The 9,349-nt window shown below is 66.6% G+C and carries 9 protein-coding genes and 1 pseudogene; 5 read left to right on the forward strand and 5 right to left on the reverse strand.

Going from position 1 to position 9,349, the window contains the following annotated elements:
• A pseudogene (locus Q0063_RS13615) lies at window positions 1-806 on the reverse strand (threonine--tRNA ligase); the annotation flags it as partial.
• A gap of 456 nt (window positions 807-1,262) precedes the next feature.
• On the opposite strand from Q0063_RS13615, the gene Q0063_RS13620 reads away from it, so the two are divergent.
• Window positions 1,263-1,748 (forward strand): imm68 putative immunity domain-containing protein, encoded by a 486-nt coding sequence (locus Q0063_RS13620; protein WP_297872508.1) that lies wholly within the window; start codon window positions 1,263-1,265, stop codon window positions 1,746-1,748.
• A gap of 191 nt (window positions 1,749-1,939) precedes the next feature.
• Here the strand turns inward: Q0063_RS13620 and Q0063_RS13625 are convergent, their stop codons facing one another.
• The 4 genes from Q0063_RS13625 to Q0063_RS13640 all read right to left on the reverse strand — a co-directional run bounded on the left by Q0063_RS13625 (window position 1,940) and on the right by Q0063_RS13640 (window position 5,742).
• Window positions 1,940-2,206 carry a barstar family protein gene (locus tag Q0063_RS13625; RefSeq protein WP_297872509.1) on the reverse strand — a complete coding sequence of 89 codons (267 nt, stop codon included), beginning with the start codon at window positions 2,204-2,206 and terminating at the stop codon, window positions 1,940-1,942.
• A gap of 10 nt (window positions 2,207-2,216) precedes the next feature.
• Window positions 2,217-2,840: a ribonuclease domain-containing protein gene (locus tag Q0063_RS13630; protein WP_297872510.1), complete on the reverse strand. Its 624-nt coding sequence runs from the start codon at window positions 2,838-2,840 to the stop codon at window positions 2,217-2,219.
• A 127-nt stretch (window positions 2,841-2,967) separates the two neighbouring features.
• Entirely contained in the window at window positions 2,968-4,647 is a 1,680-nt protein-coding gene (locus Q0063_RS13635; RefSeq protein WP_297872515.1) for a glycosyl hydrolase family 18 protein, read from the reverse strand.
• Window positions 4,648-5,055: 408 nt separating this feature from the next.
• Window positions 5,056-5,742, reverse strand: a complete 687-nt coding sequence (locus Q0063_RS13640) for a YjjG family noncanonical pyrimidine nucleotidase (RefSeq protein WP_297872511.1) — start codon at window positions 5,740-5,742, stop codon at window positions 5,056-5,058.
• A 182-nt stretch (window positions 5,743-5,924) separates the two neighbouring features.
• Between Q0063_RS13640 and rsmA the strand changes: the two genes are divergently transcribed.
• Genes rsmA through Q0063_RS13660 form a run of 4 tightly spaced genes read left to right on the forward strand, consistent with a single transcriptional unit; the run spans window position 5,925 to window position 9,266 of the window.
• Window positions 5,925-6,776: a 16S rRNA (adenine(1518)-N(6)/adenine(1519)-N(6))-dimethyltransferase RsmA gene (gene rsmA, locus Q0063_RS13645; protein WP_297872512.1), complete on the forward strand. Its 852-nt coding sequence runs from the start codon at window positions 5,925-5,927 to the stop codon at window positions 6,774-6,776.
• A gap of 14 nt (window positions 6,777-6,790) precedes the next feature.
• Window positions 6,791-7,108, forward strand: a complete 318-nt coding sequence (locus tag Q0063_RS13650; protein ID WP_297872513.1) for a hypothetical protein — start codon at window positions 6,791-6,793, stop codon at window positions 7,106-7,108.
• Complete coding sequence (locus Q0063_RS13655; RefSeq protein WP_367180388.1) at window positions 7,101-7,520, forward strand: Mini-ribonuclease 3; 420 nt, start codon at window positions 7,101-7,103, stop codon at window positions 7,518-7,520. The genes Q0063_RS13650 and Q0063_RS13655 overlap by 8 nt, the downstream gene beginning before the upstream one ends.
• Before the next feature lie 3 nt (window positions 7,521-7,523).
• Complete coding sequence (locus Q0063_RS13660; RefSeq protein WP_297872514.1) at window positions 7,524-9,266, forward strand: NFACT family protein; 1,743 nt, start codon at window positions 7,524-7,526, stop codon at window positions 9,264-9,266.
• The last annotated feature ends 83 nt before the right edge of the window (window positions 9,267-9,349 follow it).

Raw genomic sequence — 9,349 nt, forward strand, 5'->3', positions numbered from 1 at the left:
ACGGTGGTGTACATGTTGTTTTTATAGTGGTCCCAGTGGCCGGAGCGCTCCCAGAGCTGGCGGTTCAGCATGATGGGAGTGGAGATTTCCACATAGCCGTATTTCTTGTGAACCTCCCGCCAGTAGTCCAGCAGGGTGTTTTTCAGCACCATGCCCTTGGGGAGGAAGAAGGGGAAGCCGGGGCCCTCGTCCCGGAGCATGAACAGTCCCAGCTCACGGCCCAGCTTCCGGTGGTCCCGCTTCTTGGCCTCCTCAATGCGCTGGAGGTATTCGTCCAGCTCGTCCTTTTTGGGGAAGGCCACGCCGTAGATGCGCTGGAGGGTCTGGCGGCTGGAGTCGCCCCGCCAGTAGGCCGCGTTGCAGGCGGTGAGCTTAATGGCGTTGCCTTTGATGCGCCCGGTGGAGTCCACATGGGGGCCGGCGCAGAGGTCGGTGAAGTCGCCCTGCTTATAGAAGCTGATGACGGCGTCCTCCGGCAGGTCGTTGATGAGCTCCACCTTGTAGGGCTCGCCCTTTTCCTCCATGAACTTCACGGCCTCGTCCCGGGGCAGCTCAAAGCGCTCCAGCTTCAGCTTCTCCTTGCAGATTTTCCGCATTTCCGCCTCCAGCTCCGCCAGCTGGGTTTCGGAAAAGGGCTCGGGGGTGTCGAAGTCGTAGTAAAAGCCGTTGTCGATGCTAGGGCCGATGGCCAGCTTCACTTCCGGGTGGAGCCGCTTCATGGCCTGGGCCAGGATGTGGGAGCAGGTATGCCAGTAGGTTTTGCGGTAGGTCTCGTTTTCAAAGGTGTAGATGTTCTCTTCGCTCATGGGAAAGCCTCCTTGTTGTATTGAGGGGCGGAGATAAAAAAACCACCCCCGATGACTCATCAGGGGTGAGATACGAAACACGTATTCCACGGTTCCACCCTGCTTGCGTCCCCCAGGGGGCACGCCGCTCGTGTCCGCTGTAACGGGCGGGCCCGGCCCGGTTGTCCCGGGCGGCTCGGGAGTGGTACTGCGGGGGCGGATATAGGGCGCTTGCAGCAGACGCGCCCCTCTCTGGATACCGCTGGCCCGGTGCTTCTCCGTCATTGCCAGTTTAACAGAGTACACTATAGCACCAGGCCGCCCGCTTGTCAAGTGAAAACCGGTGCCGGAACCGTTTGCCGGCCCGCGGCGTCAGGCGGCCCGGCTCCTCCGCCGTTGACACCCGGCAGGGCCTGCCGTATAATCCATATCAAACCGTTCCGGCATTCAAAAATCCGGACAGAGGAGGAACCCGGCATGTATATTGAAGGAAAGTATTGGAACAACTTCATCGGAGACACCGACGACAGTCTGACGCTGGTTGACTATCTGGCAGACAAGCGGAAGGAGGAGATTCCCCTCAGCGAGATTTTTTCCGACACGGGGCTGGACCGGCAGGACTGGCAGTTCCGGGAGAGCGGCGTGCTGGAATATCAGGACAGGGAGGGATGCGTCCCCGAATTTCACTACGCCATAGACCTGGTCACCGACCTGGCCGCCCTTTTGCTGGAGTGCCGGGTCAGCGGCAGCGTCAGCCTGGAGGAATTGCAGGGAGGGGATGGGGGTCCGGTCTCCCGCGTCCGCATCACGGCCACGGAGGACGAGATGGTGCGGATGAATCAGGCCCTGTCGGAGTTTGTGTCCCACCCCCTGGACTATGACCTGTCCGAGATGTGTTCGGAGGAGGAGATGCAGGAGCTGGCGGAGGTCTGCAAGAGCCTGATGAAAGAGCTGTTCCGGTAAACGGCCTGCCGCCTCCGGGACGGGGGCGGAAGGCCGCCGTCCCCTGTTCCCCGGACCGGCGGATATACGGAACCGCCCGGGTTCCGTGCCCGGCCAAAAACTTCAAACAGATACAGATGCTGAAACGGCAGGAAGGGACGTTTCCCCTCCTGCCGTTTTTCGATGTACGCGGCCCGGAGCGCCGGGGTTCCTTATGCCCCGCTCTCCTCCGGCTCCTCCAGCAGGCGCACATGGGCGTTCTCCTCCGCCGCCCGGCGGAGCAGCGCCGCCAGGGCCCGGCCCCGGGGACCGAACCGCTCCGCCAGGGCCTGGGGGCGCCGGAGCGTCACCGTCACATCCTCCCCCAGGTCGGTGAGGCAGTCATAGAGGGCGTCCAGGTTCCGTCCGTATCCGGCGGGAAACAGGGGGGCGAAGCCGTCGTGAAGGGCCTCCAGATCCCGGAGGGTCTGCCCGTCCACCGTTATGAGCCTATTCCTCTCCATACAGCAGTTCAAAGGAGGCGTAATGATCTTCCGTGTAGTAAATCAGTCCGTCGTTGGAGAAGACAATCCGTTTGGCCCCCCGGCTTTCGGCCCCCAGGGTGTCGATGTCGCACTCGGTATAGGACCGGCCTTCGGCCTCGGGAAGCAGGCCTTCATAGTTCCCGAAGCGGTTCCCGCCGATGCACATGCCCGGGGCGTAGGGCTCCAGGGACCCGCCGGACCACCCCAGGTCCTGGGCCTCTTTTTTCGTAATGAAGTTGTCCGGGAGACAGCCGTAGGTGTGAATGTAGAGGGCCACGTCCTCCTTGGCGGTATAGGACCCGTTTTCCGGAATGGCCTCCCCGCCGCCGGAATTGTCCTCCGAGGCGTTTCCGCCGTCCGGCGGGAGGGCGAGGTCCTCCGCTCCGGGGTCCTCCGGCGGGGCGGCATCCGGGTCTTCCGTATCCTCCTCGGGGGCCGCAGGGATATAGCCGCCGTCCTCCGGGGAAGAACCGTCCAGCAGCGTGGAGGCCGGACCGTCCTCCTCCGGCAGGGTCTCCGGGGCCGCGGCGCAGGAGGCCAGGGCAAGCAGGGTCAGGGCGGCCAGCAGTCCGCTGAGCCAACGTTTCATAACCATCATCCTTTCTTTCGGTACCCCCAGTATACCAGCCCGGACAAAAAGAGGCAAGGGCTTCCGCCCCTGCCTCTGTCTGTTCAAAACGGCGTCCGGCGCCTCCGTTCCGGCGGAGGGGGTTCAATCACTTCTCCAGCAGGGTGCGGAACCGGCTGAGGATGACGGCGGTCTGGGCGCGGGTGGCGGAGCCGCCGGGGTTCAGGCGGCCATCCGCCGTCCCCTGGAGGATTCCCTCGGCCAGCGCCCAGCGCAGGGGCTCCTGGGCGTAGGCGCTGACGTCTCCGGCGTCCCGATAGCCCCGGAGACTGGTCCGCCGCCCGCTGTCCGCTCCGGCGAAGCGGGCATAGCGCCACAGAATCGCCGCCAGCTGCTGCCGGCTCACCGGCCGGTCCGGATGGAATGTCCCGTCGGGATAGCCCTCCACAATGCCCTCATCCGCCGCCCAGGCCACCGCCTGCGCGCAGTAGGACGCCGGCGGCACGTCGGTAAAGGAAGCCCGGCCCTCCCCGGTTCCGCCGGCCAGACGGTGAAGAATGGCGGCGGTCTGGCCCCGGGTCACGGCCCGGCCCGGGGAGAAGAGGCCCGGGGCGGTGCCGTTCATCAGTCCCGCGGCGGACAGCTCCCGGACGGCGGAGGCATACCAGGCGTCTGCCGGCACGTCCCGGAATCCGGCGTCCCCGCCGCCGTTCCAGGCCGTCAGGGCGCTTTCCAGCAGCTTCCCCGTCCGGTCCTGGGACAGCTCCCAGAAGCCGAAGCCCCCCAGGCCCCGCTCCCGCGCGAGGGCCGCCTTGGCGGCGATGGAGGCCTCGTCGTCATAGGAGAGAAAGGCCCCGTTTCCCAGGAGATAGGGGACATCCGCCTGGCTGTGGCGGAGCTGGCGGAAGGCGGGATTGGTCAGATACTCCTGCCGGACGGCGTCATAGGACACCGACCGGGCGGAGGCGAAGGAGCCCCCCGGCCCGGTGCAGCCCTGGTATATGTACCCGTACATCGGCATGCCCAGCACCAGCTTTTCCGCCGCCACCCCCCGGCTCAGCCAGCCGGAAACGGCGGCGTCCACGCCGCCCTGGCCTCCGGCGTACACCGGGGCGTTGAAGTCCGCCCGCCGGTCCCAGGGGCCGTGAAAATCATAGGCCATTACAAAAATGTGGTCCACCGTCTCCGCCACGGCCTGGGGCTCGATGCAGTTCAGATAGCCCTGTCCGGCGGCCCCGGCGATGGTGAGGAGATAGTCCCTGCCGTCCGTCCGGCTCTGCCGGTCCAGCGTCCGCCGGAGGGTCCTCAGCAGCAAGGTGAAGTTCTCCCGGTCCTGCGCCCGGTGGACTCCGGAGCCGCCGGAAACGGGATATTCCCAGTCCAGGTCCACGCCGTCCAGGTCATGGGCCAGCAGCAGGTCCAGGCAGCTCCTGGCGAAGGTCTCCCGCCGGGCGGCGGTGGAGGCCGCGTCGGAAAAGCCGCCGGAGCCGTCCCAGCCCCCCAGGGAGAGGACAATCTTCAAATCCGGGTTCCGCTGCCGCAGGGCCGTCAGACCCCGGAGGTTCTCCCGGTCCCGGTCCGGGCTGGTCAGCACCGCCCGGCCCCCCTCAATCTCCGCGAAGGCATAGTTGACCTGATCCAGCCGCTCCGCCGGAAGCCGCTCCGGCCCGTAGCCCTGGCCGCCGGCCCAGGCGGCGTAGTAGCCCACCGCCACGCCCTCCGGCCTCTCCGCCGCTGTGCCCGCCGCCGAAGCCCCCGGGGTCCCCAGAGCCAGCAGCAGGGCCAGCAGCAGCCACCCGGCCCGGATTCCAACGCCTCTTCTCATCATCACACCCCTGTTCTCTCCGGACAGGCCGGAGTCTTTTGCGGCTATTGTATCAGCTTTCCGCCGCCGGGGGCAACGCACAAGTTCTGGAAGACGCGCCGGGTTATGGCCATATGGGAAAAAGAACGCATTTTTTCACAGCCTTTCCAGCAGCTCCGGCAGCTGGCCCAGGGCCGTGATGCGATAGTCCGGCACGATGTCCGCCCTCCGGGGCTTCTCCGCGCCCCTCACAGCCTTTCCAGCAGCTCCGGCAGCTGGTCCAGGGCCGTGATGCGGCAGTCCGGCACGATGTCCGTCCTCCGGGGCTTCTCCGCGCCCCTCACAGCCTTTCCAGCAGCTCCGGCAGCTGGTCCAGGGCCGTGATGCGGCAGTCCGGCACGATGTCCGTCCTCCGGGGCTTCTCCGCGCCCCTCACAGCCTTTCCAGCAGCTCCGGCAGCTGGCCCAGGGCCGTGATTCGATAGTCCGGCACGATGTCCGCCCTTTGGGGCTTCCCCAGGGGGTCGAACCAGCAGGTCCGGAGGCCCGCGTTCCGGCCTCCCCGGATGTCCGAGGTGAGACTGTCCCCCACCATCAGGGCCGTCTCCCTGGAAAAGCCGGGAATCCGGGCAAAACAGGCCTCGAAAAAGGCCAGGCCGGGCTTGTCCGCCCCCATCTCCTCGGAGATGAAGATGTCCCGGAAGTATGGCCGGATGCCGGCGCTGTCCAGGCGGCTGTGCTGCACGGCGGCGGAGCCGTTGGACGCCAGATACAGGCCGTACCGGGGGCTCAGCTCCGCCAGCAGGGCCTGCGCGCCGGGGACGAACCAGTGGCCCTGCTTTAAGTATTCCTCGTATTGGAGGCAGATACGGCCGGCGGGGCGGCTCAGGCCCAGCTCCCCGAAGAGCAGCTCGAAGCGGCGGACCAGCACCTGGTCCCGGGTCAGCTTCCCTTCCTCCAGCAGCTCCCACTGGGCGGCGTTGATCTCATGATACCGCCGGAGCACCTCCGCCCCGGCGGGGACGTCCGCCTCCGTCAGAGCCCGGCGGAGGGCCTCGGCCTCCGCCCGGGTGAAGTCCAGAAGGGTGTCGTCCAGGTCAAAGAAAATGGTTTTCAGCATGGCGTCCTCCCTGTTCGGCCCGATGTCTGCCGTTTTTTTGACTATACCATACAACCCTCCCCCCTTCAACCGGGAAAAGGCCCCTTTTTTCCGGAAAGACCGGTTTCCCCCTTTTCTCCCCCGGCTTTTTCTGATATACTTCCAAAGAACACCATCAGTATCCGGGAAAGGCGGCGCATCTTATGAATCTTTGTGACTACGGCGCTCTCCGCGCCCTGCTGGAGCGGCACGGCTTCCACTTCTCCAGGTCCATGGGGCAGAATTTTCTCATCGACCCCGCCGTCCCCGCGGACATTGCGGCGGCGTCCCAGGCGGGGCCGGACTGCGGCGTGCTGGAGATTGGCCCCGGCGTGGGCTGTCTCACGGCGGAGCTCTCCGGACGGGCGGGGAAGGTGGTTTCCGTCGAGCTGGACCGGAAGCTGCTGCCGGTGCTGGCGGAGACCATGGCCTCCTGCGAAAACGTGGAGATCGTCCCCGGCGACGCCCTGCGGCTGGATCTCCGGGCCCTGGCGGCGGAAAAACTTTCCGGTTTCCGGCCCATGGTCTGCGCCAATCTGCCCTACAACATCACCACCCCCGTGCTGACCCGGCTGACGGAGGCGGGCTGCTTTGAGAGCATGACGGTGCTGCTGCAAAAGGAGGTGGCCCAGCGGCTGGCGGCCCCCCAGGGCAGCGGCGGGGGCGGCGCTTTCACCCTGTGGCTGCAATACTTCTGGGAAACGGAGCTTTTATTCGACGTGCCGGCGGAAAAATTCCTGCCCCGGCCCAAGGTGGATTCCGCCGTGCTCCGCTGCGTCCGGCGGACAGGCCCCGCCGTGGAGACGGCGGACGAGGTCTTTTTCTTCCGGGTGGTCCGGGGGGCCTTTCTGCTGCGGCGGAAGACCCTGGTGAACAGCCTGAGCGCCGCCCTGCCGGAGCTGGGGAAGGAGCGGATTCAGGCGGCCATTGCCGCCTGCGGCCTGCCGGACAGCGTCCGGGGGGAACGGCTGACCCTGGAGGACTTCGCAGCCCTGGCGGCGGCCCTTGCGGGCTAAAGGAGGTTCGTCTTATGACCGGAACGGAATTTTTCTGTGTGACTCTGAATATCGCCGACACCCGGAAGGTCTGGGACCTCATGGAAGGCCTTTACAAAACCCTGCCGGGCTGGCGGGGCTTCCAAGGCGGCTGTCCTGTGTGGCAGCGGGACGGGGGCTGGTCCATTCAGGGCAGCGTGGAGCCCGGCGGCCTCCAGCTCTCCGGCGAAGCGCCGCCGGAGCTTTGGGCCTCCTGGCTGGAGGAGTTTCAGCAAAAGGCCTCCGCTCTGCTGGGCTACGCCGTGGGCGCGCCGGAGGATGGATTTTCCATTCCGGAAGGCATGTATGAATAGAGGGATCATGATGAACGATTATTTTCACCCCGAGCTCACCCGGGACCTCATTTTGGAAATCAGCTCCATCGGGCTGGCCCACCTGGGGGACGCGGTGTTTGAGCTGCTGGTCCGGACCTGGCTCTGCGCCCGCGGCGGCGCCACGGGAAAGGGGATGCACCGGGCGGCCATACGGCTGGTCTGCGCCGAGTCCCAGGCGGAGAAGGCGGAGAAAATCCTCCCCCTGCTGACGGAGGAGGAACAGGCCGTGTTCCGCCGGGGCCGGAACGCCCAGGTCCACAGCGTCCCCGCCCATGCCAGCCGGGCCCAGTACGCCGAGGCCACGGCGCTGGAAGCCCTGCTGGGCTGGCTCCATCTCCAGGGGAGGACGGAGCGGATTAACGAATTATTCTGCCGGATGATGGAGGAATGAGTCATGACCATGGACGCGATTTTTTTACAGGCCGTTGTGGAGGAGCTGAGACGGGAGCTCACCGGCCTGCGGATTGACAAGGTGCAGCAGCCCGCCAGGGACCAGGTGGTCCTGCTGCTGCGGGGGCTGCGGCTGCTGCTGAACGCCGGAGCCAGCGCCCCCCGGCTGCAATGGACCCAGGCTCTCCGGGAAAACCCGGCGGAGCCCCCCATGTTCTGCATGCTCCTGCGCAAGCACCTCTCCGGGGCCCGGGTGACGGAGCTTGCCCAGCCCCCGCTGGAGCGCCTGGTCAGAATCGAGCTGGACGCCGCCGACGAGCTGGGCCGGGCGGGCCGCAGGACCCTGGTGCTGGAGGCCATGGGCCGCCGCTCCAACCTGATTCTGCTGGATGAGGAGGGCCGGATTATCGACGCCCTGCGCCGGGTGGACGCGGAGCTGTCCGCCGCCCGGCAGGTGCTCCCGGGTCTTTATTACCAGCCCCCGGCCTCCGTGGGGCGGCTCCCCTTTCTGGAGGAGACGGAAGAGGGCTTCCGGGAGAAATTTGCCGCCGCCCCGGCGGAGCGGAAACTGGACGCCTTCCTGCTGGACAGCTATTTCGGCCTCTCCCCCCTGCTGGCCCGGGAACTGGCCTTTCAGGCGGCGGGAGACGTGGACTGCCGGGTGTTCCAGCTGAGGGACCCGGAGACCCTCTGGGCGGCGCTGGACCGGCTCTGCCAGCGGGTCCGGGAGGGCCGTTTTGCCCCGGTCTGCCTGCTGCGGGAGGGGAAGCCCATGGACTTCGCCTGCGTCCCCGTGGCCCAGTACGGCGGCGCGGCGGAGTCCGTCCCCTATGACAGCCCCTCGGCCCTGCTGGACGACTTTTATGCCGCCCGGGAGCGGCAGGAGCGGGCCCGCCAGCGGGGGGCGGACCTTCTGCGGACGGCCTCCACGGCCCGGGACCGCCTCCGGAGGAAGCTGGCCCTTCAGGAAAAGGAATATGCCGGGACCCAGGACCGGGACCGGCTCCGCGTCTGCGGGGACCTGATTACCGCCAATCTCTACCGGATGGAGCGGGGGGCCGCCCGGCTGGACTGCGAGAACTACTATGAGGACAACGCCCCCGTCTCCATCCCCCTGGACCCCCTGCTGACTCCCCAGCAGAACGCCGCCAAATACTACAAGCGCTACACCAAGGCCAGAACGGCGGAGAAGTACCTCCGGGAGCAGATGGCCCTGGCGGAGCGGGACCTTGCCTATCTGGAAAGCGTCCTGGCGGAGCTCCAGCAGGCGGAGACGGAACAGGACTTTCTGGACATCCGGGAGGAGCTGCGGGAAGCGGGCTTTCTGAAAAAGCAGCGGTCCGGGAAGAAGGGGAAGCGGGAGCGCGCTGCCGCCCCCCGGGAGTTCCGGACCTCCGGCGGGCTCCGGGTGCTGGTGGGCCGGAACAACCGGCAGAACGACCAGCTGACCCTGAAAACCGCGGACCGCCGGGACCTCTGGCTCCACACCCAGAAGATTCACGGCTCCCACGTCATCCTCCGCACCGGGGGCCAGCCCCCGGCGGAGACGGACATCCTGGAGGCGGCCATGCTGGCCGCCTGGTTCTCCCAGGCCCGGGACAGCGCCAATGTCCCCGTGGACTGCGCCGAAGCCCGCTTTGTGAAAAAGCCCGCCGGGGGCCGTCCCGGCATGGTGGTCTATTCCTCCTTCCGCACTTTGAACGTCACGCCGGACGGGGCGCTGGTGAAGGGGCTGGAGGCCAAATAAAAAGGGAGGGCGGCTTTTTCGCTCTTTCTCCGTCCGCGTAGGACCGGTTCGTTCAATTGCCAGACCAAAAGGCGGCGCATAGA

This window comes from uncultured Oscillibacter sp. (assembly GCF_947654275.1).
Lineage (GTDB): Bacteria > Bacillota > Clostridia > Oscillospirales > Oscillospiraceae > Oscillibacter.